The sequence below is a fragment of the Bacillus sp. FSL M7-0791 genome (assembly GCF_038627085.1).
Classification (GTDB): domain Bacteria; phylum Bacillota; class Bacilli; order Bacillales; family Bacillaceae; genus Bacillus; species Bacillus safensis.
Genome location: NZ_CP152022.1, coordinates 448,202 through 472,694, shown reverse-complemented (window position 1 = coordinate 472,694; position 24,493 = coordinate 448,202). Strand labels below are relative to the sequence as shown.

At 42.7% G+C, this 24,493-nt stretch carries 24 protein-coding genes; 9 read left to right on the top strand and 15 right to left on the bottom strand.

From position 1 onward, the window contains the following. Positions 1 to 3 precede the first annotated feature (3 nt). The 5 genes from MHI08_RS02250 to MHI08_RS02230 all read right to left on the bottom strand — a co-directional run bounded on the left by MHI08_RS02250 (position 4) and on the right by MHI08_RS02230 (position 4,139). The gene (locus MHI08_RS02250) at positions 4 to 795 is read right to left on the bottom strand and encodes a putative hydro-lyase (RefSeq protein WP_342499954.1); all 792 of its coding nucleotides are present in this window, start codon (positions 793 to 795) and stop codon (positions 4 to 6) included. 5 nt (positions 796 to 800) lie between these two features. Further along, positions 801 to 2,018: an NRAMP family divalent metal transporter gene (locus tag MHI08_RS02245; RefSeq protein ID WP_076840745.1), complete on the bottom strand. Its 1,218-nt coding sequence runs from the start codon at positions 2,016 to 2,018 to the stop codon at positions 801 to 803. 26 nt (positions 2,019 to 2,044) lie between these two features. Continuing rightward, positions 2,045 to 2,803, bottom strand: coding sequence for a 5-oxoprolinase subunit PxpA (locus MHI08_RS02240; protein WP_076840744.1), 759 nt, complete (start codon positions 2,801 to 2,803; stop codon positions 2,045 to 2,047). Between the two features lie 182 nt (positions 2,804 to 2,985). After that, a complete protein-coding gene (locus tag MHI08_RS02235) occupies positions 2,986 to 3,741 on the bottom strand; it encodes a Cof-type HAD-IIB family hydrolase (RefSeq protein WP_041106513.1) in 756 nt (251 codons plus the stop codon). A 128-nt stretch (positions 3,742 to 3,869) separates the two neighbouring features. After that, a complete protein-coding gene (locus MHI08_RS02230) occupies positions 3,870 to 4,139 on the bottom strand; it encodes an excalibur calcium-binding domain-containing protein (protein WP_080652949.1) in 270 nt (89 codons plus the stop codon). A gap of 184 nt (positions 4,140 to 4,323) precedes the next feature. Here MHI08_RS02230 and MHI08_RS02225 point away from each other — a divergent pair, with 184 nt between their 5' ends. The 3 genes from MHI08_RS02225 to MHI08_RS02215 are packed head-to-tail and all read left to right on the top strand — an operon-like array spanning position 4,324 to position 5,279. Continuing rightward, positions 4,324 to 4,701 (top strand): VOC family protein, encoded by a 378-nt coding sequence (locus tag MHI08_RS02225; RefSeq protein ID WP_024427330.1) that lies wholly within the window; start codon positions 4,324 to 4,326, stop codon positions 4,699 to 4,701. Between the two features lie 25 nt (positions 4,702 to 4,726). Then, the gene (locus tag MHI08_RS02220) at positions 4,727 to 5,020 is read left to right on the top strand and encodes a DUF5316 family protein (RefSeq protein WP_342499953.1); all 294 of its coding nucleotides are present in this window, start codon (positions 4,727 to 4,729) and stop codon (positions 5,018 to 5,020) included. 25 nt (positions 5,021 to 5,045) lie between these two features. After that, positions 5,046 to 5,279 carry a DUF2651 family protein gene (locus tag MHI08_RS02215; RefSeq protein WP_342499952.1) on the top strand — a complete coding sequence of 78 codons (234 nt, stop codon included), beginning with the start codon at positions 5,046 to 5,048 and terminating at the stop codon, positions 5,277 to 5,279. Between the two features lie 325 nt (positions 5,280 to 5,604). On the opposite strand, the gene MHI08_RS02210 is transcribed toward MHI08_RS02215, so the two are convergent. The 6 genes from MHI08_RS02210 to MHI08_RS02185 all read right to left on the bottom strand — a co-directional run bounded on the left by MHI08_RS02210 (position 5,605) and on the right by MHI08_RS02185 (position 12,134). Then, on the bottom strand, positions 5,605 to 6,000 hold the full coding sequence (locus MHI08_RS02210) for a MerR family transcriptional regulator (protein WP_024427328.1): 396 nt from the start codon (positions 5,998 to 6,000) through the stop codon (positions 5,605 to 5,607). Positions 6,001 to 6,043: 43 nt separating this feature from the next. Beyond that, on the bottom strand, positions 6,044 to 6,886 hold the full coding sequence (locus tag MHI08_RS02205; protein WP_024427327.1) for an SDR family NAD(P)-dependent oxidoreductase: 843 nt from the start codon (positions 6,884 to 6,886) through the stop codon (positions 6,044 to 6,046). 303 nt (positions 6,887 to 7,189) lie between these two features. Then, a complete protein-coding gene (locus MHI08_RS02200; protein ID WP_342499951.1) occupies positions 7,190 to 8,938 on the bottom strand; it encodes a methyl-accepting chemotaxis protein in 1,749 nt (582 codons plus the stop codon). 100 nt (positions 8,939 to 9,038) lie between these two features. Beyond that, the gene (locus MHI08_RS02195; RefSeq protein WP_342499950.1) at positions 9,039 to 10,160 is read right to left on the bottom strand and encodes a mannitol-1-phosphate 5-dehydrogenase; all 1,122 of its coding nucleotides are present in this window, start codon (positions 10,158 to 10,160) and stop codon (positions 9,039 to 9,041) included. Position 10,161: 1 nt separating this feature from the next. Beyond that, a complete protein-coding gene (locus MHI08_RS02190; RefSeq protein ID WP_041106527.1) occupies positions 10,162 to 10,596 on the bottom strand; it encodes a PTS sugar transporter subunit IIA in 435 nt (144 codons plus the stop codon). Positions 10,597 to 10,691: 95 nt separating this feature from the next. After that, complete coding sequence (locus MHI08_RS02185; RefSeq protein WP_039176553.1) at positions 10,692 to 12,134, bottom strand: PTS mannitol transporter subunit IICB; 1,443 nt, start codon at positions 12,132 to 12,134, stop codon at positions 10,692 to 10,694. Between the two features lie 507 nt (positions 12,135 to 12,641). Here MHI08_RS02185 and MHI08_RS02180 point away from each other — a divergent pair. The 3 genes from MHI08_RS02180 (at position 12,642) to MHI08_RS02170 (ending at position 15,681) form a co-directional block, all read left to right on the top strand. After that, entirely contained in the window at positions 12,642 to 14,276 is a 1,635-nt protein-coding gene (locus tag MHI08_RS02180) for a copper resistance CopC/CopD family protein (RefSeq protein WP_342499949.1), read from the top strand. 15 nt (positions 14,277 to 14,291) lie between these two features. Further along, positions 14,292 to 14,906: a DUF1775 domain-containing protein gene (locus MHI08_RS02175; RefSeq protein ID WP_252057310.1), complete on the top strand. Its 615-nt coding sequence runs from the start codon at positions 14,292 to 14,294 to the stop codon at positions 14,904 to 14,906. 178 nt (positions 14,907 to 15,084) lie between these two features. Further along, positions 15,085 to 15,681, top strand: coding sequence for an NAD(P)H-dependent oxidoreductase (locus MHI08_RS02170; RefSeq protein ID WP_024427320.1), 597 nt, complete (start codon positions 15,085 to 15,087; stop codon positions 15,679 to 15,681). A gap of 44 nt (positions 15,682 to 15,725) precedes the next feature. Here the strand turns inward: MHI08_RS02170 and MHI08_RS02165 are convergent, their stop codons facing one another. Genes MHI08_RS02165 through gabT form a run of 3 tightly spaced genes read right to left on the bottom strand, consistent with a single transcriptional unit; the run spans position 15,726 to position 19,821 of the window. After that, entirely contained in the window at positions 15,726 to 17,120 is a 1,395-nt protein-coding gene (locus MHI08_RS02165) for an NAD-dependent succinate-semialdehyde dehydrogenase (protein WP_342499948.1), read from the bottom strand. Continuing rightward, positions 17,095 to 18,483, bottom strand: a complete 1,389-nt coding sequence (locus MHI08_RS02160; protein ID WP_342499947.1) for an APC family permease — start codon at positions 18,481 to 18,483, stop codon at positions 17,095 to 17,097. Before MHI08_RS02160 ends, MHI08_RS02165 begins: the two co-directional genes overlap by 26 nt. A gap of 21 nt (positions 18,484 to 18,504) precedes the next feature. Next, positions 18,505 to 19,821, bottom strand: a complete 1,317-nt coding sequence (gene gabT, locus MHI08_RS02155) for a 4-aminobutyrate--2-oxoglutarate transaminase (RefSeq protein ID WP_342499946.1) — start codon at positions 19,819 to 19,821, stop codon at positions 18,505 to 18,507. A 109-nt stretch (positions 19,822 to 19,930) separates the two neighbouring features. On the opposite strand from gabT, the gene MHI08_RS02150 reads away from it, so the two are divergent. Continuing rightward, entirely contained in the window at positions 19,931 to 21,355 is a 1,425-nt protein-coding gene (locus MHI08_RS02150) for a PLP-dependent aminotransferase family protein (RefSeq protein ID WP_342499945.1), read from the top strand. Between the two features lie 31 nt (positions 21,356 to 21,386). Here MHI08_RS02150 and MHI08_RS02145 read toward each other — a convergent pair whose 3' ends face one another. Further along, a complete protein-coding gene (locus tag MHI08_RS02145; protein WP_024427315.1) occupies positions 21,387 to 21,698 on the bottom strand; it encodes a metalloregulator ArsR/SmtB family transcription factor in 312 nt (103 codons plus the stop codon). Between the two features lie 322 nt (positions 21,699 to 22,020). Here MHI08_RS02145 and MHI08_RS02140 point away from each other — a divergent pair, with 322 nt between their 5' ends. Further along, entirely contained in the window at positions 22,021 to 22,887 is an 867-nt protein-coding gene (locus tag MHI08_RS02140; protein ID WP_076840730.1) for a TetR/AcrR family transcriptional regulator, read from the top strand. A 16-nt stretch (positions 22,888 to 22,903) separates the two neighbouring features. Beyond that, positions 22,904 to 24,340, top strand: a complete 1,437-nt coding sequence (locus MHI08_RS02135; protein WP_024425533.1) for an MDR family MFS transporter — start codon at positions 22,904 to 22,906, stop codon at positions 24,338 to 24,340. Positions 24,341 to 24,493: the final 153 nt, after the last annotated feature.

The following is a 24,493-nucleotide window of genomic DNA, read 5'->3' as shown; positions in this document are numbered from 1 at the left end:
TTTCTACAGTACACCGAGCTTTTGATCTCTTCGATCAGTGATGAACATATGCCCGGGTGCATGAGTGATCGCAATGTCGGGTTTTGTATGCATGACAATGGCTTGCGGCGTCACACCACATGCCCAAAACACCGGGACTTCTCCTTCTTTGATCACAGATGGCTCTCCAAAGTCAGGCTGATTCACATCGGAAATGCCAATCACCGTTGGGTCCCCTATATGGATCGGTCCGCCATGGACTGATGGAAATCGAGATGTCACTTGAACACTTCTTGTGACTTGATGCGCCGGAATGGGTCTCATGCTGACCACCATCGGGCCATGAAAGACTCCTGCTTTTTCACAAGCTATATTCGTTTGATACATGGGTACGTTATGACCGTCTTCAATATGGCGGACAGGAATGTCATTCAGCATAAGCGCGTGCTCAAACGTAAAACTGCATCCAATGAGAAAGGCAACCATATCATCCTCCCAATAAACCGTGATATCTGTCACCTCTTCTTCAAGAATCCCTTTTCGGTAAATACGGTACTTAGGAAAGTCCGTACGAATATCCGCTTGAGGCGCCGACCGTCTTGGCACTGGATCACCTGGGTCCAGTACATCAAGCAAGGGACATGCAGCCGGATTCCGCTGGCAAAATAAAAGAAAATCAAAGGCAAGTTCCTTTTTGACAATCATTAAATTGGCTTGAGCAAACCCTTCTGCAAAGCCAGCCGTTGGTCCTGTGATCTTTTTTTCGCGAATCAATTCTCTCATCTGTGATGGCTCATATGTTTGATAAGTATTCATCTGGATCAGCTCCATAGTTTAGGGATTTCATTCATGATGGTATAGCCGCCCATCATCGCCATAATGACCACAACAAATGCACCAGTCACTGTCAAAAAGAATGGATGACGATAATCTCCAACAATGTCTTTCTTATACGCCGCAACGAGTAAAGTGCCAAGGGCGAGCGGCAAAATCAATGCATTGATTGCTCCAACTAATATCAAGATGTTCACAGGTCTTCCGATCGTGATAAAACAAAGGGTTGAAAGAGCAATAAAACCAATGATAATGCCACGCTGGTTTTGCTCAATTTTTGGTGAGAAGGTTTTGAAGAAAGAAACAGATGTGTATGCTGCTCCAATGACAGACGTAATCGCCGCAGCCCACATAATAATCCCGAACATTTTATAGCCGATATTTCCTGAAGCTAATTGAAAAACAGAGGCAGGCGGGTTGGATGGATCAATCTGCAAGCCTTTTGAAACAACCCCTAATACGGCAAGAAAGAGTGCTACACGCATGACAGATGTAATTAAAACACCGAAAATAGAGCTTTTCGTCACTTGCGGCAGTGCTTCCTTCCCCTTAATACCTGCATCCAGCAAGCGATGCCCGCCAGCAAAGACGATATAGCCGCCTACCGTTCCGCCCACAAGTGTCACAATGGATAAAATATCAATCGTCTCTGGGACAAATGTTCTCACGGCCGCTTCTCCAACTGGCGGCGCTGTTGAAATCGCCACATACAGCATCAGGCCAATCATGACAAAACCAGCTGCCTGTGTGAAACGATCCATCGCTTTCCCAGCCTCTTTGATCACAAAGATAAGAATGGCAATCACAGCACTGATCCCTGCGCCGATTCGCGGATCGACTCCGAAGATCACCTGGAAACCGAGACCAGCTCCAGCGATATTTCCGATGTTAAAGGCAAGTCCTCCAATGACAATCAAAAAGGCCAGCACATAGCCGAGACCCGGGAGCACCATATTTGCGATATCCTGACCTCGTTTTTCTGACACGGCAATGATGCGCCATACATTTGTTTGTGCAAAAATATCTAATAAAATTGAGATCAAAATGACAAATCCAAAGCTAGCCGCAAGCTGCTGTGTGAAGACGGTTGTTTGTGTTAAAAATCCCGGTCCGATCGCGGACGTCGCCATTAAAAAGGCTGCGCCCATCAGCATAGACCGATTCCCCTTTGGTGCCTTCATTTGTTTGACTTTCTCTGTTTTCATGCTGTTTCCCCCTTTGATGACGATTTTTATTGAAAGGCCTTCAGATGGATGCCGGCTTCTTTTAGCTTTGCTGTAATGATCTTCGCAAATTGAAGCGCATGACTGCCGTCTCCGTGAATGCAAACCGTATCTGCTTTGAGCTCGATATCTTCTCCTTGAACTGTACGAACCCTGCCTTCTCGCACCATACGAACAACCTGCTGGACGGCCCGTTCATCCTCTTTAATGAGTGCATGTGGTTCGCGGCGCGATGTCAGCGTCCCGTCTGTTTGATACGTCCGATCAGAAAAAACTTCATGTGCCACTTGCAGACCTATTCGTTCACCTGCTAACGCAAGTTCACTGCCTGACAGACCAAATAACACAAGGTTTGGGTCCACATCATATACAGCCTGCGCAATCGATTCAGATAATTCATTATTTTTAGCTGCCATGTTGTAGAGGGCGCCGTGTGGTTTGACATGCTGCATCGTGCCGCCCTCGGCCTTGAGAAAGGCTGATAGAGCGCCAATTTGATAGATGACAAGATCATAGGCTTCCTCTGCGGAGATAGCCATTGGACGTCTGCCAAAGCCGGCCAAATCTTGCAAACCTGGATGTGCACCAATTTTAACCCCTTTATCCAGTGCCATTCTAACTGTCTTTCTCATGACCGTTGGATCTCCTGCATGAAAACCGCAAGCAATGTTGGCTGAGGTGACATATTCTAAGATTTGTTCATCTGCACCGATTGTGTATTGACCAAAGCTTTCTCCCAAATCACAGTTGATATCCACTTGATACATAGAATCCCTCCTTATTGTTCCGAAATACGGAATATAAAGTCCGAATATTCGAATTTATATTGATTATACCAACTTTGAATAGACTGCACATGAAATTGGCAGAAAACATAACAATAGAACTAGGAGAAAACAAAAAAAGCGAGAGGCAAAATCCTCTCACTTTTTTTGTAATGATATGCACCTTATTTAGACAGCACCCAATGTTGGATGGCTTTTGCCACGCCGTGTTCTGTATTAGGCGCTGTAATCCAATCAGCGGCCTCTTTCACCACTTCCTGCGCATTTCCCATGGCAATGCCTAATCCGGCTTCTTGAATCATGGCTATATCATTGAGGCTGTCGCCAAGTGACATGACGTTGTCCATCGTACAGCCAATGCGTTCTGCTACTTTTGCAAGAGCTGCCGCTTTGTTAATGCCGGCTGCATTCACTTCGATATTCGTTGGACTTGAGTTTGTGATCTCTAGATGCTTATTTGTTTTCAATGTATTGAGTACTTCCTCACGAACGTCATCATCATGAATATCAAAGCCAAATTTCAGCCATTCATGGTCATGAATTCGTTCAGGGAATTCACCTCTCCACACCTTATCCACAGTCGAAGCCCAGTAATCGGTTTCGTACCTATTTTTTAAATCCCACATCATTTGGACGTGATCAGGATGCAGCAGATCCCGTTCGATCAGCTGGAAGTTTGAATCCCAGATTTCACTTCCGTTTGCTGTCACAAGGTAAGACGATAACTTGAGCGGCTCAACCAGCTCTCGGCATGTCATCAGTGTCCGCCCTGTGCTAATGACCACATGGACTCCTTTTGCTTCAGCCTCTTTAATGGCTTGTTTATTTTCCTCTGGAATGATGTGCTCACTGTTTAACAGCGTGCCATCCATATCAATGGCAATCAATCGGATGTCTTTCTTATGAGCTTGTGTTGACAAATTGAGTACCCCACTTTGTATCGATTTTTGAAACTATCTTTATTTTAATATAAAGAGGAAGAAGGCACAAAGGGACGAGTTTGATCCCATAGAAAAAAGACCTTGTTGCAGGTCTTTTTCACATGTGCTTAGCGTTCACACGCAATGCCGTCTTTATCGCGGTCAAGGTGCTTATTTTTTTGATAAAGTGCTTTAGATACATAAGGCTTGTATTTTGTTTTTCCGCCTTTGTTTTTCGTATTTTTACTTTTTGCTACGCCGCCTTTATATACTTTGTTCAGCGCTTTGCAGTTTTTGTAAGACTTGACCGTTTTTGCATCTGCTGTGTGGGTGTCGACTTGTGTAAAACTTAGTAAAAGTCCTAAAGACAAGACAGCCACCATGATTTTTTTCAACATGTAAGATCCCCCTATTTTTTCTAATTTTACATTTTTATCATATGTCACCACTTTTTGTTTTTCAAGACTATTGAGCTAAATATTTTGATTTTTTTGGCATGAAATACACCTTATATCCTATATGGTACAATGAGTGGGAAACCTTTCCGTTTTTGACACGTATATGAAGAAAGGAGTTTTTCACATGAAAATGAAATATACCATTTTATATGTAAACGATGTGGAGGCAAGTATTCATTTCTATCAGCATGTACTTGGTTTCCCAATAAAATTGAGGGTTGAATCCTATGTTGAGTTTGACACTGGAGACGTGACGTTATCGATTAATTCACGCCAGGATGTCAAAGAAGCACTCGGATTGCCTGTCCCTGAAGCAAATCAAGCGTCTCACACGTTTGAGATTGGCTTTGTTGTGGATGATGTGGAGCAAACGATTGCATCAATGAAGGAAAAAGGGGTTTCGATCATCAAAGAACCTGCAAAAAAACCATGGGGTCAAACAGTCGCTTATGTGTCTGATCCTGATGGTCATTTCATTGAAATATGTGATGCGGTCTCCTAATTGTCTTTGAAGGGAGTGAACCAGAATGAGAAAAAAACATGCTTTTTTCGCCGGTGTTTGCTCAATGATTGTGATTTGCAGCGCCGCTATCCTGTTGCAGCACCTTGAATGGATTGGGTTTGTCAGTGGCGGCATCTCAATTATTGGGGTCGTGATGTCTGGGGTGCTAATGGGTGCTTGGACAAGTGGAGAAGAGACACGAACAGCCTATCATTCTGAAACAAAAGAACACCGCATGTGGCGTCTTGATACGGCTTTTCTTGTAATCATTTTTGCACTTCCACACATGGCTGCGTCAGTCTTTTATGTTTTGACGTAAACACTTGTTAAAAGGAGTTCGCAATATGGCTGTTTTTATTCTATTCATTGTATTTGGCTTTCCTATTCTCTCTGTGCTGATTGGCATTTTGGGCACGCTCTTTTTAAAGAATGTTTGGATACCTACTTTGATTGTGCTGTTAGCGAGCATAATCTTCATGTTCACTTATATTGACGGGAATGAATCCTTTCTCATTTGGGTCATCGTCTATACCGTCTTTACATTCTTTGCTGGGTGGATTACAAAGCGGCTCAAGTAAAAAAGAACAGTTTCCACTGTTCTTTTTTTGAATCATATATCCGCACACCATAGTTCAATTTCAATTTTCAGCTCAGGCCATCCTAAAGCTGATACATAAGCAACCGTCATTGATGGGTAAGCTGTTTTGAAGATCGTATCCCACTGAGGGTATAGATGGTCCCAGTCGATCACTTTAGGAGCTCTATTTTTCATTTCATTTAAGTGCTAATTTACACTAAAATACTCTTATATTGAAGCATCTTATTGATTTAAACAAAATATTAAGTAATAGCCCATAAGGGATAGCTTCATACCTAAACTACAGGTAAAATACCAGTCATACACTAAGCGTTTTTGTTACCTTTATTTTTTTGAGGCCGAAAAAGGGTCTCATCGTTTTCTAGCTTAGAATCAATAAACTCCACAATACGTTGAAGATCGTGTATTTGATTCATCACTTTTTCTTTATATTCTAAAAGGGTTCTTTTTAATTCGGGAACAGAACTAAGTTTATATTTTACAGGATATTGTAAAATATTTTTCATTTCATTTAATGACATTCCTGTTTTTTTCAGACAAATGATCAGGTCCATTAGCTCTATGTCTTCTTCATCGTATATTCGATGTCCATTTCGTTTTCTTTTTGCATAAGGAAGCAATCCGATTTTTTCATAATAGCGGATCGCATCTTCAGTTAATCCGGTTTTCTTGGAAGCTTGCTTGATAGAATAAGCATTCAAATCATCACCTACTAATTTTGTTTACAGATAGATTAATTAAAATCTAAACGAGAAACTCGTTTTGGTAAATATCAATCAGTTGATTAAGTACTTGTGCCTCATAACCAGAGAATTTGATTGCAGTTTCTTTGCCCTTGTTTACAAAAATCCCGGTAATTTCGTTGTTGAAATTGAAAGCAGCTTCATATAAGCGAGATGCCCCTTTGCTTGGAGGAGAAAAAATAAGGTTCCTTATGGGAAGAATATAACTGGGCATTCTTTTTCCTTTGGTCAACTTCGTCCTGTTTGGTCCTGGGCAGACACTGCGAATTTTTATTCCCTCGGTCAATAGCTTCGGAGCAATTCCATTCGTCCACAGGGAAAGGGCTAATTTACTGTTCGCATATGGACCTATAATCTTTTTAAATGGAATTATCTTAGGATCGATTACTGTATTTAAGTCAAATTGCTTCAAAAATAATAAAGAATTGGAAGACGTATTGATGATCGTTTTCTCCTGCCCATGTAGTAACAGTTCTTTAAGTTCCATTGTAACGATATAAGGCACTAATGTATTAACTTCAAAATGAATTTCACGCCCTTGTTTGGAATATTTGTATTCAGCAAAACTGACTCCTGCATTGTTAAAAATCAAGTCAATTTTGGTCTCGCTTTTCTTAATCTGGCTAAGTACGTTTCTAAGGCTGGAGAATTCGGCTAAATCAGCTTTATATACTCTTAATAGCTTCTTTTTAAGAGCATCAATAATTATTGGTTGATCATTTGGAAAGTCAGAACGAATTACAGCAATTACTTCCCATCCTTGAGATAGAATCTTTTTCGTCAGTTCCAATCCAATCCCAGAGTTGGCTCCTGTAATCAATACCACTTTATTTTGTTCGTTCATTTTATTCTTCCTTTCTGTGTTTCCGATAGTAAACACAGATTACTACTTGGAGTGAACACCAAGTCAAGAAAATTTATTTAATATAATTCCATAAGCGATTTATATTCGTATCCTTAAAAAAAGCTATCCTTTATTATGGATAGCTTTTTGTATTAATGAAAAATAAAACCAAAATGAGTATCCATAGCCACAAGGTAAGAACATCAATCTTCTTTTTCATGACCGGAACACTCCTTTTGTTTGCGTGAGCAAGGTTTTGATTAACTTCATCGTACCTGACAAGTGATACATCGTCAAAATGATTTATAGACGATAACGTGCAATGTCCTGATTCAATCGCATGCTTAGTTCATTGAGCCTTTCTGCTGCTTTAGCCACATTAGAGATGGCTGTCACTTGTTCGTCTGTGGACGCAGTGATTTCTTCGATCACCGCAGCATTTTCTTGAGAAACATGTGCTGCGCCGTGCATGGCTTTTGTGATGAGGTCGTTTTGCTCCAGCAGTGTATTCAGCTCTTTTGCCATCGCGTTTGTTTCAACGATGGTTTGTGAAATCAATGTAGAGATGGCATTGAACTCATGTTCTGTTGCATGCACCGCTTCATCCAGCTCGGCAAAACGATCCATTGTGCTCGACATGATGCCGGCTGTTGCCGTCGTTTCTTCTTTAATGCCTTGGATCATTTGCTGAATTTGAACGGCTGATTGTTTTGTCTGTTCAGCTAAATTCCGCACTTCACTCGCCACAACTGAGAAGCCTTTGCCATGCTCTCCTGCACGTGCTGCCTCAATACTTGCATTCAGCGCCAGTAAATTCGTCTCATTTGAAATGCTTTCAATCGTATCTGTGATTTGAGAAATATCCTGTACTTTTGTAGTTAACTGCTCGATTCCTGCTCTAATGCCTTGAGATGCCTGAATCGATTGTTCATTCGATTGTTTTAATTGCTGTACGATTTGCTGACCCTGCTGTGATGATTGACTTGATTGGTCGGAAATCCGTTTAATTTGATCACTCTGTTCTTTGACATTCTCAATAGATTGATTAAACTGGGTCATTTGTTGATTGGCTACTTCAAGATCGGATGCTTGATGAAGTGTTCCAGTCGAAATGTCTCCGATGGCTCGTCCAATTTCTTCACTGCTGGCTGAGGTTTCTTCAGAGATCGCCGATAAATCTGTCGCTGATTCAACAAGCTGACTGCTCGTTTCCTGTAAACCGCTCACCAGTGTTCTGAGCTCTCCTGACATATGGTTAAAGCCTTTTGCCAGCTGGCCGATTTCATCCGTTGTTTCCTTTAAGTTCGTGCGTTCAATATTCCCCGCCGCAATTTCCTTTGAAGCAGCAGTGACTTGCTTCAGCAGTCTGACTTTTCCTCGAGCAGCTAAATAAAAGACGCCTAGACTCAGAAGGGCGACACCTGCTGTAATGAGAATAATATAGAGCTTCATCTGCTCTAATTCTTTATAAAATTCGTCCTGGAAGACAGCGATACCTACACTCCAATTCCACGGCGTAAACTGGCTCATATAGGCGAGCTTTTCTTTTTCTTCGCCGGTTGCATCGTCCTTATCCATATAGGTCACATAGTGTGCATCCTCACCTTTTGCATTAGCGCCAGCGACCATTTTTTCACGATTGGTCGTGTTATCTGGAATAACGCCAATGTCGTTGACCGGATGAACTTGGGTAGAATAGTCAGAGCCATATGCGATCAGATAGCCTTTATTTTTATAGATAAAATCTGATTTTTGAGATTGGTATCCCTTCCCGTTGTCATTTTTGGGTCCGCTCAAGTAAAGCCGGGCTTGTTCTTGCGCCTGCTCAAGCGTCAGTTCTTTTTTCTCCACACGGTCATTCAACTGTTCAAGTGTGGCCATCGCTCCGCTGACGATGTGCTTTAAATCTGCTTTCCCTGCATCAATTAATACATGTTTCGCTAACAAATATCCCGTTGTTCCAACTAGTCCGCCCGTTAAAATCGTGATCACGATAATAGCAGACATTAATTGAAAAAAGACACTCCTTGACGCAAACGCTTTCTTTTTCATGTACAAATTCCCCCTTACTTTATATATCGTCAAGCAGGGAAAAGTATTAAAAAAGTCATAGAAAAAATCCCTTTCTCACGTTGGAAAGGGATTTTTCTCATTATCGAGCTGTTTCTTTAAGAATGGCTTGATAAAGATCGTCTGTTGGTGAGAGTCCACATACCTCTTCCAGCACACATTCAATGCCTTTTTCTTTTCTTAATGCCTGCAAACGAACAGCTTCTTCGTCTTCAGTAAAGTCGTAAGCCAAAGCTGCCACGATTCCTTTTACTAAATACTGTGGCTGTTTGATCTTTTTCGCTGGACCGATTAAACGGTCATTTGCTCCAAGCTTTCTAAGCGGGGAACGTGCGACGCGCGTGACTTCATCAGAGATAAAGGCATTTTCAAATCGTTTGATGATTTTTTGGATATACGCATCATGTTCTTCTTTTTGAAAGCCATATGTGTCGATTAAATAGCTGCCCGTTTCGTGAAGTGCACCTTCGACCACTTGACGAATCTCTGGTGTATCGACAGCTTCTTTAATCGTTTGAACGCCTTTCTCGTACCCGACATAAGCAGCTAGTGCATGTCCTGTGTTGACAGTAAAGAGCTTACGCTCAATATAAGGCGTCAAATCTTGTACAAAGGTCGCTCCATCGATCTGAGGAACGTCTCCAATAAAGCCTGTCTCATCAATGACCCACTCGAAAAATGGCTCGACTGATACTTTCAAAATGTCCTCATGGTGCTGAATGGGGACAATGCGGTCAACCGCAGCGTTTGGAAAACCAACTGTGTGTGACAGCGCTTCTTGTTCATCAGCTGTTAAATGAGAGAAAACGGCTTCCTTTAAATGAGAGCTGCCGCCAATCATATTTTCACACGCCACAATGTTGATGATATGATCAGTCTTTTTCTGTTTTAAACCTTCAGCAATCGATGAAGCAATGATGTTCAAAACAGCTGGTCCAACAGCTGTTGTAATGAGATCAGCTGTTGCAACTGCCTCTGTTAATGCGGCTGGATCTTTTGCGGAATTGATGGCTGACACAGGACCAACCACTTCTTGCTGCTGCCCTGGTGCTGCAAGTTCCACTGTGTATTCTCCTTTTTCATTCAGCTCGTTGATCACCGCTTCATTTACATCGGTAAAAACGAGCTCAAAGCCTGATGCTTTTAACAAAGATCCGATAAACCCTCTGCCAATATTTCCTGCTCCAAAATGAAGTGCCTTCATGTTAGTTCACCTCGTTAAAGATGGCGATCAGTTCATCCTGATCCTTTGCATGAATGATACGCTCTACGTTTTCTTCCTCTGAACAGACAATTGCAATTTGAGAAAGAATATCGAGATGTTCATTGTTTTTACCAGCGATGCCAAATACGACTTTGACAATATTCCCCTCGCCATATTCAACGCCATCTGGAATTTGGATAATGGAAATTCCTGAATGAAGAACAGCCGCTTTCGCATCCTCTGTTCCATGAGGAATGGCAATTCCGTTGCCCATAAATGTAGAAGAAATATTTTCTCTTTCAAACATTTTGTCCACATAATCACTTGTGACATAACCGTTTGCCACTAGGACTTCGCCCGCTTTTTTAATGGCTTCTTCTTTAGAGCCCGCTTGTTCGTTTAGAAAAATATTGTCTTTTGAAAGTACTTGTTTCATGAAAGATCACACACCTTTTTTAGAATGGAAAATCAGAAAACAACCAAAACGGGGAGTTCAATTAGGAAAAATTGGACTCAACCCGTTTCGTCATGTTATTTTTTCAATTTCTCAATCAGCTCATCGTATTTCGGGCTGTTTAAGAAATTATCAACTGAGATATGCACAGCTCCTGGCAGTTTTGCCTTGGCTCTATCTGTTAAATCTTTATGAGTAAAGACCACATCGGCATCATCTGGGATATTGCTGATGGATGTATTTGTTACATCAATATCTAGCTCTGCCTTTTTGACTTTATTCTTTAAGACGGATGCGCCCATCGCACTTGAGCCCATTCCTGCATCACAGGCAAAGATGATTTTGTTCACGTCATCTGGATTGATTTCATCTGGAGATGCTGCTTGCTCGCTTGCTTCAGCACCTTCTTTTTGTGCTGTAAGAGCTGCTGCTGCTGCACTTTTCTTGCCTTTCATGTCTTGCATTTTTTCAGTTGCTGCTGTTAAATCTTCGTCCACTGCTTTAGACGCTTTCAAAATGACAGAAGCGACAAGGAACGATACGACCGCTGCCACGACAACACCTGCTAGAACGGCAAGGTGGCCGCCTTTTGGTGACATGAGCATCAGAGCGATGATACTTCCTGGTGACGGCACAGCCTTTAAGCCTGCATTTAACAGTGTAAAGGTCAGAACGCCGCTCGCTCCCCCAGCAATAACCGCCAAAATGAGCTTTGGCTTCATTAAGATGTATGGGAAGTAAATCTCATGGATTCCCCCTAAGAATTGAATGACAATCGCACCAGGTGCAGACTGCTTTGCCGTCCCTCTTCCAAAGAACATGTAAGCTAGAAGAACACCGAGACCTGGTCCTGGGTTTGTTTCAAGCAAGAACAGAACGGACTGGCCTGTCTTCGCTGCTTGCTCTACTCCTAATGGACCTAAAATCCCTTGGTTAATGGCATTGTTTAAGAACAATACTTTCGCTGGTTCAATGAAGATACTTGCCAGCGGAAGTAAATGTGCATTGACAATGATATCTACACCTGCCGCAAGGGCTTTATTCAAACCTAGTACCACTGGACCGATGGCGTAGAAAGCAATGGCGACTAAAATGGCACCTAGAATACCTGCACTAAAGTTATTAATCAGCATTTCAAAGCCTGATCTGATTCGGTCTTTAAACAGCTGGTCGATTTTCTTAATGAGATAACCGCCAAGCGGGCCCATGATCATTGCGCCTAGAAACATTGGGATGTCCGAACCGACAATAACCCCAATCGTAGCGGTTGCACCGAGTACCCCGCCTCGATGGTCATATACGAGCTTCCCGCCTGTGTAACCGATTAAGAGCGGCAGCAAGTAGTTGATCATTGGTCCAACAAGTGTATTTAATTGTTCATTTGGAAAATAACCACTTGGAATGAACAATGCGGTGATGAGTCCCCAAGCGATAAACGCTCCAATATTCGGCATGATCATACCGCTTAAATAGCTTCCAAAGCGCTGTACCTTTACGCGAAATCCGCTTTTTTCCTGCATCTATGAAAACTCCTTTCTTCTCTCCCTTTATTTAGGGCTTTATAGGTCAAAAGATATAAGAACAAGATTCAGTGAAGCCCTTATGCCTATCGTAAAACGCTTTCACTTTCTCTTCAATTGAAACTAAATGTCACTTTGTCACTTAGTGTGTGACAAAATTGAAAAATGATGTGACATCACCTTCAGATCCCAATACAAAAGGGGAGAAAAGGTTGATCTGCCGTTGTTTTGAAGCAAAATTCATGGGAATTTCACAACTTTCAAATGGTCTCTTCTTGTTTCCTCTTCTTAAATCGAATAGGCTTATAATTGATCAAACCTATTCAATTAAGAAATGTCTGCGCAGACATGACACAGAAAAAGTGAACCATCTTGCTGTTTGTTTCGTTTACCTTTTAGAGAGGGCGGTACAATAGGAAGAGCGGTTTTTTCTGTGACTCACAGTTTACTGCCGCTTTCTTTCTGATACATGAGACATTTTCATAGGTAGAAAGGCGGTTATTCACCTTGTATAAAAATAGTAAGTGGCTTCTGCTTCTTATGGTCATGTTCGCTTTTTTCATTCCAAAGGAAGCATTTGCTCACGCATACGTCGTGAGCTCAAACCCAGCGGCAAATGAAGAACTGGATCAGCAGCCTCCTTCAGTCTCGATCACATTTAGTGAAGGGATTGAAAGCGGATTTCATGCCATTAAGGTGCTAAATGCAAAAGGTGATCGTGTGGATAAAGGAGATACGGTCATTAAAGATCAAAAGATCATGGAAGCGGCTTTGAAAAAGAATTTACCAAAAGGAATTTACACCATTCAGTGGAATGCGGTATCAGCGGACGGACACTCTGTCTCTGGCATGATTCCGTTTAGTATTGGAAAAGCGGATGGCGGTTTTGACCAATTAGAACAAGGTCAAACGGATGAAGCCATTGATGTGGCCTCAACTATTGATAAAGCCTTTCTTTATACTTCATTCAGCTTATTCCTTGGGACCATTTTGTTTGGACTGCTTTGGTTTAAGACTGCGATTTCATCTGTATTGGCGAAACGAATGAAGCGGCTTTTAACCGTGTCATTGATCATGATGGGCACAGCACTTGTGTTCCAGCTGCCGATTCAAACAAAATCAGCGGCAGACGTGTCCTTTTGGGGGGCATTTCAGCCTTCGCTTTTACAAGAAACGATTGCTTCCACTTCTGGCGGTAGTCTGTGGATGATGCTTATGGCGTCATTTGTTCTTCTCACCATCTGGACGATTGTGGCGGTGAGAAAAGGGGCCTTCTCTTCTTTCCGGGTTTGGCTGTTTCCACTGCTCCTATTCACAGTGCTCCTTTGGGTGAAAGCACAAATCGGCCATCCAGCCGCAACAGACAATAAAATACTCACAACATCACTTGATTTCATCCATCTCGTCTCTGCTTCAATTTGGGTCGGTGGTTTAACAGCCATTGTCCTTCTATTGATGAAGAAACTGCCAAATGAAGATCAGCCGCTCATTCGGAGTACGCTAGCAGCATTTCATCCTTGGGCACTGCTCTCTGTTGGACTCATTGTGTTCTCAGGATTTGTGAATGCCATCTTTATTTTGCAATCGTTTGACGCGCTTTTCCAATCAGCATACGGACGCACCTTTTTAATCAAGCTTGGTTTATTTATCATCATGGGCCTTCTTGGGCTTATGCATTACTTGATGCTGAGATGGGAAAAGATGCAGAAACGCAGCGTTTCCTTACGAGTTGAATGGATGATCGGGATCGCCATTTTGTTATTAACGGCTGTCTTTACCAATATTCCGAGCCCTCCTCCTCCTGCACCTGAGCCCTTCTTTGGTGCAAATCAGGTTGAGCATCGTGACATTGTGTCCTTGAGCATTACCCCGAATGCCCCGGGCAAAAACTCGTTCGAAGTGGCATTTACAAAGAAGAATGGAGAAACGATCACTGATATTCAATCTGTGACAGCCAAAATCCATAAGGTGGCTTTATTCGGTGATGAGACACCAAGTGAATTTCAACTGAAACGATTAAAAAATGGTCATTTCTCTGCTGAAAATCTCTTATTAAATGAAAAAGGCACATGGAAAATTGAAATCCATGCGTTAACTGGTTCATTTAAGAATATCGATACTACATTTATTAGAAGAAACTAAAAAGGAGTTATCACTATGAAAAAATACGTTAAAGCTTTATTACCAATGCTTCTCGCTTCATTTTTATTGGCGATTCCTGTGAGTGCGCACGTGTCAGTCAAGCCTGATACATCTGCGGCAAATGCTTGGGAGACCTATACATTAAAGGTTCCTTCTGAGAGTGACAGCCCGACGACAAAGGTTGTTTTGACAATACCTAAAGGCGTAGAATTCCAACAATATGAGCCAGTACCTGGCTGGAAAACGTCAACTGAAGAGAAAGATGGCAAGGTGACAAGAGTGACTTGGGAAGCAACTGGTAAAGGTGTGCTTGCAGGACAATTCCAGCAATTCGTTTTTGTAGCGAAAAACCCTGAAAAAGCAGGTGAAGCTGCTTGGGATGCGTATCAATATTATAAGGATGGTACAGTCGTTGAATGGACTGGCGATAAAGATGCTGATAAACCTCATTCCATCACAAACATTGTCGCATCTAATACAGTAACGGATTCACATGGCCAGGAAAAACCAAAAGAAGAAAAGGCCTCTGAAACAGCCTCTGCTTCTTCCTCACCACTTGTCCTTGGTCTGTCCATTGCTGCTCTAGTGGTGGCACTGATTGCACTTGGACTTGCTTTTAGAAAGAAATAAAAGCTGTATGAGCGATCGTTTTCTCAGAAACGATCGCTTTTTCTTGCATCACAGACTGTTTACTTTTATTAGAAATCAATTATTTTCCATTTTCCCAACTTGTTATTACCAATATAGGATTGAATAGGATAAAGCCGCGTGACATAATGAGACAGATGACCACATAGGAGGCTATGAGATGAACCATGTAATTATATTTGCTCATCCCCAGCAAAGCTTAAATCAAACCTTATTAGATCTTGTTGTGAGCACTCTATTGAACAATGGTCATAAAGTGACTGTTCGTGATGTCTATGCCCTAGGATTTTCGCCAGAGCTCACCATTGCAGAAAAGGCTGCCATCAAATGCGGTGATGTCCCGATTGCCATTCAAAGAGAGCAGACGCTGATTCAGCAAGCGGATGTGCTGACGTTTATTTTTCCAATATGGTGGACAGGCTTGCCGGCTATGCTAAAAGGATATGTAGAGCGCGTGTTTTCTGAAGGTTTTGCTTATCAGATCAGTGAAGATGGAGAGATTGAAAATCTGCTTCAGCACAAAAAAGGTGTCATTATCAACACCCACGATGCACCGAGGACTTTTCTTGATTCCAATAAAGTCTTCAGCTCCTCTCATCACATGACAACCGATACTGAAGTCTTCAATTTTATTGGCGTTCAGCCTGTCGAAAGGCTTTTGTTCAGCAGCATGGAGCAGGCATCTGCAGATTACATACATGAAATTTTGAAAGAAACGAAAGAAACGGTGGATCAGCTTTTCCCGCCGGCTGTTTAACATAAAAAAGACTGCCGAGATCCCTCTGACAGTCTTTTTCACGTTTATTCGTCTAAACCAATAGATACATATTTTGTTTCTAAATAAGGTTCGATCCCTTCGATGCCGCCTTCTCGGCCAATTCCGCTCTCTTTCATACCGCCAAAAGGTGCTTGAACAGCCGATGGACCGCCATCATTCCAGCCAATAATCCCATAATCGAGATGTTCTGAAATGTAGAGTCCGTTCCGATAATTTTCTGTAAAGAAATAAGCTGCAAGGCCAAAAGGTGTATCGTTGGCTAATTCAATTGCCTCGTCTAACGTTTTGAATGTCGTAATTGGTGCCACTGGACCAAATGTCTCTTCATGCATGATGTTCATCGAAGGATCCACATGTGTAAGAACCGTTGGCTGGACAAAATAATATGATTTGTCATCGTCGAAATGCGTATCGCCGCCGACAAGAACTTTCGCCCCTTTAGCCACAGCATCTTGAATTTGACCGACAATTTTATCAAAGCCGCGCTTGTTGATAATTGGTCCAATAGATATGCCTTCTTCAAAGCCATTGCCTACTTTCAGTTTTTCTACTTCTTTGCTGAGGCTTTGCGCAAATGCTTCATGAATGTCTTCATGCACAATTAAGCGGTTGGCACAGACACAGGTTTGTCCTGCATTCCGGAACTTAGATGCCACTGCCTGTTTGACAGCTTGTTCAAGATTCGCATCCTTGTCTACGATGAGCGGAGCATGACCGCCAAGCTCCATTGATACGTGTTTGACTGTGCTGGCACTGTTTTTGATCAAATGCTTTCCGACGGGCGTTGAGCCTGTAAACGTGATTTTTCGAATCAATGGACTATCTGTGAAGATTTCACCCACTTCTTTGCCATCTCCCACAACCCATTGCAGTGCATCCTCTGGAATGCCGGCTTCATGACCTAATTTTACTAGTTCAATGGCTGTCAGCGGTGTGTCTTCAGCAGGTTTTACAATAAACGTACAGCCTGCTGCAAGCGCAGGAGCTGCCTTTCTCGTAATCATCGCCGCAGGGAAATTCCACGGAGTAATGGCAGCAACAGGACCAACTGGCTGTTTTGTGACGAAAAGCCGTTTGTTCGTCGTATGTGACGGGATGGTTCTGCCGTAGATTCGCTTTGCTTCTTCTGCGTACCATTCAATATAACCAGCCGCATAGACGATTTCTCCTAATGCTTCTTGATACGGCTTTCCGTTTTCTTCTGTGATGATTTTCGCAAGCCTTTCTTTATGCTCAATCATCAGATCAAACCATTTGCGAATGATATTGGCACGTTCATGCGCTGACGTTTTTGCCCATGATTTGAATGCTTTGTGTGAACGGGAAATTGCATCTTCGATCTGTTCTTTTGTATGCTGAGCAACTGAAGCAATTTCTTCTCCTGTTGCAGGATTATATACTCTGAGTTCGTTTGTCATGCTCTACCGTCTCCTTCGTTCTTGGATTCATTACATATAGTATATACCCAATGAGTACCCAACCTAAAAGCAATATCCATTCAGCTGGCCACGATAAGGAAGCCGGCATTCCTGGAAAGTAAAATGAAAGGAAAAGAAGACTCAGTCCGATGGCTAAAACACCTGTCGTCCGCCAATATTTAATGCTGTATGGACGCTCCAGCTCAGGTTCTGTTTTGCGAAGTCTCATAAAGGCAATGGACACGATTAAGTACCCGACGATGATTCCGACACCGCCTGCATTGACAATCCATACGAGGGCAGGACGCCCTAGTAATGGAGCAAAAAAAGCTAAAGCTCCAAGAAATAAAATGGCATTTGTCGGTGTTTTATACTTTGGATGAATATACGCAAACCATTTGGAAATCATACCTCTTTCCGCCATAGCATATAGAATACGGCTTGCACCGATAATAAAAGCATTCCAGCTCGTCACAATTCCTGCTACCCCTCCAATGACAAGCACTGTTCCAAACGCTTGATGACCGAGAAGCTGTACCATCGCATCTGCTGTCGCTAATGAGGAAGCTTCAAGCTGTCCTTTTGACATTCCAGCAGCTACCCCAAAGACAATAAGCAGATAAAAAACGACTGCGCTCACGATGGAGATAATCAAGATTCTCCCAATGATTTTTTTTGGTGCGTTAATCTCTGCCGCTACTTGCGGAATGACATCAAACCCAACGAATAAAAAGGGAATCATGACTAACACCGCCATAAGCCCCCCAACTCCGCCTTGAAACATCGGCTCAAGGTTTGCAAAATCTCCATTAAATGTTGCGCCGCCTAAAAGGAGAAAACCTGTCAGAATAATCGCCACTGTGAACACGGACTGAAAAATGGCAGCAGGCTTCGCTCCAATGTAATTCAGCGCTGTTAAAAACAATGCCCCGCCAGATCCAATCAATACCCATGTGAAATAAACGTCCCATCCTCCTATATTCCATAAGAAGCCAGCATGCTGTGTTGGAATCACATAATCAATGACGGTCGGCAAGGCGACAGCTTCAAACGTAATCACAGACACATAACCAAATAATACGCCCCATGCTGAGACGAACGCTGCTTTCATCCCAAATGCCCGCTGGACAAAAACGAGCCCTCCGCCTGTCTCTGGAATCGCAGACGAAAGCTCAGCATACGTAAGTCCGATAAAGATGACGAGAATACCGCCTATAATGAAAGCAATCACACTGCCTAAAAATCCAGCTGTTAAAACCCAATCTCCCGAAAGTACAACCCAGCCCCAGCCAAGCATTGCACCAATGGACAAAAACAGCACGTCAGACTGCGACATCGTTTTTGCCATTTGTTGTTTTTGCATACAACCATCCCCCTTTGTTGTTTAGCGTGCTTTGAAGGCGTCCTCGATAATCCCTAGTCCTTCGTGAAGCAGCTCATCTGTGATGACAAGTGGTGTTAAGAAGCGAATGATATTCCCATTAATCCCTGCCGTTAAAAGAAGCAGCCCTTGCTCATTTGCATATGCTGCAATCGCTGCGGCTGTTTTCTTATCCGGTGTACGCGTTGTTTGATCTTCCACAATTTCAATCGCCGCCATTGCCCCTAACCGGCGGACTTCCCCAATGAATGGATACGCCTGTCTCCATTCATTTGCTTTGTCCTCAATGACTTGCCCAATATGTTCAGATCGTTGATTCAGTTGTTCTGTTTCAATGATATCAAGGACAGCCAGTGCAGCTACACAGCCTAACGGACTTCCTGCATATGTTCCCCCAAGCTCCCCTGGATCTGCCGCATCAAGCATTTCTTTTCTGCCAACGACTCCGCTCAGCGGTAAGCCAGCTGCAAGAGATTTTGACACAGTAATTAAGTCCGGTACCACATCAAAGTGCTCAATCGCAAAGTATTTCCCTGTTCTCGCAAAACCGGTTTGGATTTCATCTGCAACAAAGACAATCCCGTGCTGCTGACAGAATGAAGCGACATGCTGAACGAAACGCTTCGATGGCACAATGAATCCGCCCTCCCCTTGGACTGGTTCCATGACCACACAAGCAACGGTTTCTGGTGCAACGGCTGCGACGAAGAATTGATTGAATTGATCAATGATGTACTCGTCGTAAGCAGCATCACTTAAGCCTTCAGGCTTTTGATAGTAATAAGGGTACGGTGCTTGGTACACCTCAGATGCGAATGGCCCGAAGCCAAATTTATATGGCTTGACCTTGCTCGTCATGCTCATTGTCATATTCGTTCTGCCGTGAAAACCTCTTGTGAACGACACAACAGCCTGTCTTTTCGTATATTTACGTGCAATTTTCACCGCATTTTCAACAGCTTCTGCACCTGAATTAAGAAAAATGGCTTTCTTATCATGATCCCCTGGTGTGAGAAGGCACAGCTTCTCTGCCAATTCGATATACGATTCGTACATCATCACGTTGAATCCTGGGTGAATCAGGCTATCTGCCTGTGCTTTGACCGCTTCCACGACCTTTGGATGTGAATGGCCTACGTTTAATGTGCCAATGGCGCCTGCAAAATCGATAAATCGTTTCCCATCAATATCGAACAGCTCGGCTCCTTTCCCCTTCGCTGCAAGATGACGGTTGCCATTACTCACGCCTCTTGCGACGTATTGATCTCTTTTCCCCTGCCATTCTTCGGTTGAAAAACGGTTTGTTGTCGTTTGACTCATTGTCATCCATCCCCTTTATATCCTTTTTTATTATTCTGAATATTTTTTGGTATGATAGAAAGTACCAATATCATTTTTTTCATGGTACCAGAGAGGATGGAATGGTGAGATGCTGACAATTCAACTAGACCAAACAGGACGAAACGGATATATTTATCATCAAATTTATATGAAAATTAAAGAAGAAATCTTAAATCGCAACCTACAGCCACACGATCAATTACCATCTAAACGAGAGTTAGCCGATACATTAAACGTCAGCGTTAATTCAGTGAATGGGGCCTATCAGCAGCTGCTTGCTGAGGGATATTTATATTCGGTTGAACGCAAAGGTTTTTTCGTGGAATCACTAGAAACATTTCATGAATCTGGGCAGCTGAAACCCTCTTCTCTTCCTGTAGATTTAAAGGAAGAACCGATTGCACGAGACGACTGGTATTCCTTTTCACATATCTCCGTCGATACAGCGAACTTTCCATTTAAAAGCTGGCTGAAAAGTGAACAAAAGGCGATCCATCTCCACCAAGAAGCCTTCGGTGAGCTTCCGCATCCACAAGGTGTGTATGAACTGCGGGAAACGATTGCCCGGTTGATCGGACTTGCACGAGGGGTCAAATGCTATCCAGAACAGCTCATTTTAAGTGCAGGCACACAGTCACTGATCCATTCGTTATCAAGCATTCTTCCGGCCGATCAAATATATGGGTTAGAAAACCCTGGCTACCGCCGGCTCTTTCAAATGCTGAAAAACAATCATCACCAAATTGAAACGATTGGCATTGACCAAAAAGGTGTGCGGATGAGCGACATTCATAAGAAACAGCCAAATGTGTTGATCATTACCCCTTCACATCAATTTCCAACAGGGGTGATTATGCCGATTTCCCGGCGTATTCAGCTGTTAAACTGGGCAGCCGATCAGCCAGATCGTTATATTATTGAGGATGATTATGACAGTGAATTTAAATATGGCACAGACAGCATTCCGGCGCTGCAAAGTCTTGACCGATATGACAAAGTCATTTATATGGGCACCTTTTCAAAATCATTGCTGCCTGGCTTGCGGCTAAGCTATATGGTGCTGCCTCAGCATTTATTGAGACGCTATAAGGAGGAACAGCATTTTTTCATTCAAACAGCTAATCTTTTTACACAATACACCCTTCTTCATTTTATAAAAGATGGGGCGTATCAACGGCATATTAAAAGAATGAATGGTTTATATGAGGAAAAACGGAAGCAGCTCATTGAAGAGCTCAATACGGTTTTTGCTGACAACGTGCGGATTATTGGAGAAAATGCCGGTCTTCATTTTATTGCAGAGTTCCGCTCAAATCGAACGCAGCATGAGATTTTACAGCGAGCGAAAGAAAGAAAGCTGAAAATGTACGGAATGGATCGTTTTACCCTTGATGAGCAATTGCCGGGGCATCAGCCAGGCTTTGTTCCGCTCGTCCTCGGCTTCTCACATATGAAGCAAGAAGATATTCAGCCAGCAGTAAAACGGCTGTATGACGCCATTTTTGGGAAATAAAACAGCCAGCTGCTCTTCATAGACAGCTGGCTTACCACCGTTCTTTATCTACAGCTAGAATCGATGACATGAGTCCAGGAAAAGCGGTCTCGATGTCTTCTTTTCTTAAAGAATAGTAACGGTGCTTCCCGTCAATTCTCACTTTCACGACGCCTGCCTCCCTCAGCACTTTGAAATGATGGGAAAGCGTAGATTTGGCAATATTCATCTCATACGTGCCGCATGTCCTCTCCCCCGCTTCCGCTAAGCAGCGGACAATTTCTAACCGGATTGGATCAGCCAATGCGTGCAGCACAGAAATCAATCTCATATCTTCTTTGTTTGGATGGTTTGGATTCGTCATACAATAAATGTATCGTATTTTGTGCCAACATACAATCTCATTCACCTGAAGCTGACTGGTCAAGTAACGATATGACTTCACAAACGTCCATTATTCATGAGACTGTCTGAAGGGAAGGAACCCGTTTTGATCGCCGAACTTCACGGCAAAACAAAAATATATATACCGCACATGCGGAAGGATAAAATACTTGTCACAGACGGGTATTTTTTAAGTTCATTTTCTTGTCATGGGTCATTGGTTTTGTTATCATAGCAAAAGTGACCACTCGGTTTCCATTGTGACCATATGGTTTTGCCGATTCGGAAGGGACTTATTGAAGATGAACGAAAAGCAAGAAGAGATTTTGCGGGTTTCAAAGAAATTATTTTCTCAAAAAGGCTATATGAGTGTCTCCATGCAGTCAATTGCCGATGCCTGTAAAATATCAAAAGCGTCTATTTATAAACTGTTTGATTCAAAGGAAGCTCTTCTACTAGAACTGATTAAATACAATCAGCGCAAAATGAGAGAGATTTCTCGCATCATTCATTCAGAAACGACGCTGTCCAAAAAGGAAAAATTCACAAAGAAGATCAAGCTTGAGCTTGAAGAGTTTAAAGAGAATCATAAATTTTTGAACATGCTGTCTTTTGAAGCTTTTTCTCAGCATTCGCCTATTGTCATTAAACACTTACGCGAGACACGCTCCATTATCATGCAGCGGCACAGAGACATAATTTTGAGCACATATGGTGAATCTGTCGCTCCTTATGTCTGGGATCTTGTGATTGTTCTCAATGGATTAATGAGAGAATTCATCTTAATGCTGGCGATTGAGCACAAGAACATCAAATTAGAAAATGCTGCCGAGATGATCATCGGTGTGATGGACCGTGTATCGAAAAAGCCTTGCTCAATTGAGCCTGTGTTAACAGATCAGCTCATGGACTCTTATTTGTTTTCCTCACAGGACGGATATGATGAAGAAAAACTTGTCATCTCGTACTTAACGAAGATCAAACAAGAGCTTCACGCACTGTCAAACGGAGAAGAAAAAGACGATCTCCTCTCTGCGTATGAGCTGCTCAATCAAGAATTATCAAAGGATGAACCGAGAACCTTTTTGGTCAGCTCACTGCTCGATTATTTAGGCAAAAACAGCGTTTTATCACAAAACGTGTCACAGCTGAAAAGCATCATTTTATAGATAAAGAAGGGATAACATGAACCAATCAACTACATCGTATAATCGATCTGTGATTGTTGGGATTTTTCTCGTTGGGGCATTCGTTGCGATTTTAAACCAAACGCTTCTCATTCCAGCGATCCCGCATATCATGGAAGATTTCAATATTGAGGTCAGCAAAGGACAGTGGCTTACAACAGCCTTTATGCTGACAAACGGGATTCTCATCCCCATTACGGCTTTCCTCATTGAGAAATTTTCAAGCCGTTCTTTAGTTTTAACGGCACTTAGCATCTTTACAGCCGGTACAATTCTTGCTTCATTTGCAACGAATTTCCCGGTGTTACTTGCAGCGCGTATCGTACAGGCAGCCGGTGCAGGGATTTTAATGCCGCTGATGCAAACGATCTTTTTAACCATTTTCCCGAAAGAAAAACGCGGGCAGGCAATGGGCATGGTCGGACTTGTCATCTCGTTCGCACCTGCGCTTGGGCCAACACTTGGCGGCTGGATTGTTGATTCCTTCAGCTGGAAGTTCTTGTTCTATATTGTTCTGCCAATCGGTATCATTGATCTCATTCTTGCTTTCTTCTTAATGAAAAATGTGACGCAGCAAAGAGAAACACGTATTGATGTTTTATCTGTCATCTTGTCGTCGTTCGGTTTCGGCGGGCTGCTTTACGGATTTTCTAGTGTCGGCACGTATGGATGGACGAGTGCGACTGTTCTCATTTCGCTGATTGTCGGCGCCGTGAGCTTGTTCTTCTTTATCCTGCGCCAGTCGAACTTAACAAGACCGATGCTTGAGTTTGGCGTATTTAAATTTGCGATCTTTAGCTTAACAACCTTCCTCGGGATGCTTGTCTTTGCTTTATTAATTGGGACAGAGACGATTCTGCCGCTTTATACGCAGAATGTCAGAGGGCTGTCTGCACTTGATACAGGGCTTATCTTATTGCCAGGTGCTCTCTTCATGGGACTCCTGTCACCGATTATTGGACGGATTTTTGATAAAGTCGGCGGAAAAGGGCTGGCATTAGGCGGATTTACGATACTCACCGTTACCACCCTGCCATTTATGCTGCTCACTCTTGATTCATCGATCGCCCTCATTACGGTCGCCTACACGCTTCGGTTAATTGGGGTTGGGATGATCATGATGCCGCTGACAACCGCAGGTATTAACTCTTTACCGCCTCATTTGATCCCTCATGGGACAGCGATGAATAACACGATGAGACAAATAGGCGGTTCCATTGGAACGGCTGTGCTTGTTTCCATCATGAGCAGCTCTGCTGCAAATGCAGAATTAGCCAATCCATTAAAATCGGCCGTTCATGGAATGAATACGTCATTCTTCATTTCTGGTCTGATTGCGGTCATTGGACTCGTCCTCTCCTTTTTCTTAAAGGAAAAAAAACGTGAGAATAAAGTAATGAAGCAGGAGCTATCTTCCTCCTCGTCTTCTTCATAAGAAAAAGAGCTCGGCATATGGCCGGCTCTTTTTTCATATACTTACACAATATTGTCCTCTCTATAAAAACATTTGTATTTCTAGTGAAGAAAAACCTTGATAATTTAAGGAAAAGAGTTGATAATAGGAACTATTCAATTTGTGAGAAAATTT

Coding starts and splice junctions, on each gene's coding strand:
- MHI08_RS02175 (WP_252057310.1), top strand. CDS start 14,292: ATGAAAAAATACGTTAAAGCTTTATTACCAATGCTTCTCGCTTCATTT.
- MHI08_RS02170 (WP_024427320.1), top strand. CDS start 15,085: ATGAACCATGTAATTATATTTGCTCATCCCCAGCAAAGCTTAAATCAA.
- MHI08_RS02220 (WP_342499953.1), top strand. CDS start 4,727: ATGAGAAAAAAACATGCTTTTTTCGCCGGTGTTTGCTCAATGATTGTG.
- MHI08_RS02230 (WP_080652949.1), bottom strand. CDS start 4,139: ATGTTGAAAAAAATCATGGTGGCTGTCTTGTCTTTAGGACTTTTACTA.
- MHI08_RS02160 (WP_342499947.1), bottom strand. CDS start 18,483: ATGCAAAAACAACAAATGGCAAAAACGATGTCGCAGTCTGACGTGCTG.
- MHI08_RS02145 (WP_024427315.1), bottom strand. CDS start 21,698: ATGACGAATCCAAACCATCCAAACAAAGAAGATATGAGATTGATTTCT.
- MHI08_RS02240 (WP_076840744.1), bottom strand. CDS start 2,803: ATGTATCAAGTGGATATCAACTGTGATTTGGGAGAAAGCTTTGGTCAA.
- gabT (WP_342499946.1), bottom strand. CDS start 19,821: ATGAGTCAAACGACAACAAACCGTTTTTCAACCGAAGAATGGCAGGGG.
- MHI08_RS02140 (WP_076840730.1), top strand. CDS start 22,021: ATGAACGAAAAGCAAGAAGAGATTTTGCGGGTTTCAAAGAAATTATTT.
- MHI08_RS02190 (WP_041106527.1), bottom strand. CDS start 10,596: ATGAAACAAGTACTTTCAAAAGACAATATTTTTCTAAACGAACAAGCG.
- MHI08_RS02215 (WP_342499952.1), top strand. CDS start 5,046: ATGGCTGTTTTTATTCTATTCATTGTATTTGGCTTTCCTATTCTCTCT.
- MHI08_RS02165 (WP_342499948.1), bottom strand. CDS start 17,120: ATGACAAACGAACTCAGAGTATATAATCCTGCAACAGGAGAAGAAATT.
- MHI08_RS02195 (WP_342499950.1), bottom strand. CDS start 10,160: ATGAAGGCACTTCATTTTGGAGCAGGAAATATTGGCAGAGGGTTTATC.
- MHI08_RS02205 (WP_024427327.1), bottom strand. CDS start 6,886: ATGAACGAACAAAATAAAGTGGTATTGATTACAGGAGCCAACTCTGGG.
- MHI08_RS02245 (WP_076840745.1), bottom strand. CDS start 2,018: ATGAAAACAGAGAAAGTCAAACAAATGAAGGCACCAAAGGGGAATCGG.
- MHI08_RS02150 (WP_342499945.1), top strand. CDS start 19,931: ATGCTGACAATTCAACTAGACCAAACAGGACGAAACGGATATATTTAT.
- MHI08_RS02250 (WP_342499954.1), bottom strand. CDS start 795: ATGAATACTTATCAAACATATGAGCCATCACAGATGAGAGAATTGATT.
- MHI08_RS02200 (WP_342499951.1), bottom strand. CDS start 8,938: ATGAAAAAGAAAGCGTTTGCGTCAAGGAGTGTCTTTTTTCAATTAATG.
- MHI08_RS02135 (WP_024425533.1), top strand. CDS start 22,904: ATGAACCAATCAACTACATCGTATAATCGATCTGTGATTGTTGGGATT.
- MHI08_RS02185 (WP_039176553.1), bottom strand. CDS start 12,134: ATGCAGGAAAAAAGCGGATTTCGCGTAAAGGTACAGCGCTTTGGAAGC.
- MHI08_RS02225 (WP_024427330.1), top strand. CDS start 4,324: ATGAAAATGAAATATACCATTTTATATGTAAACGATGTGGAGGCAAGT.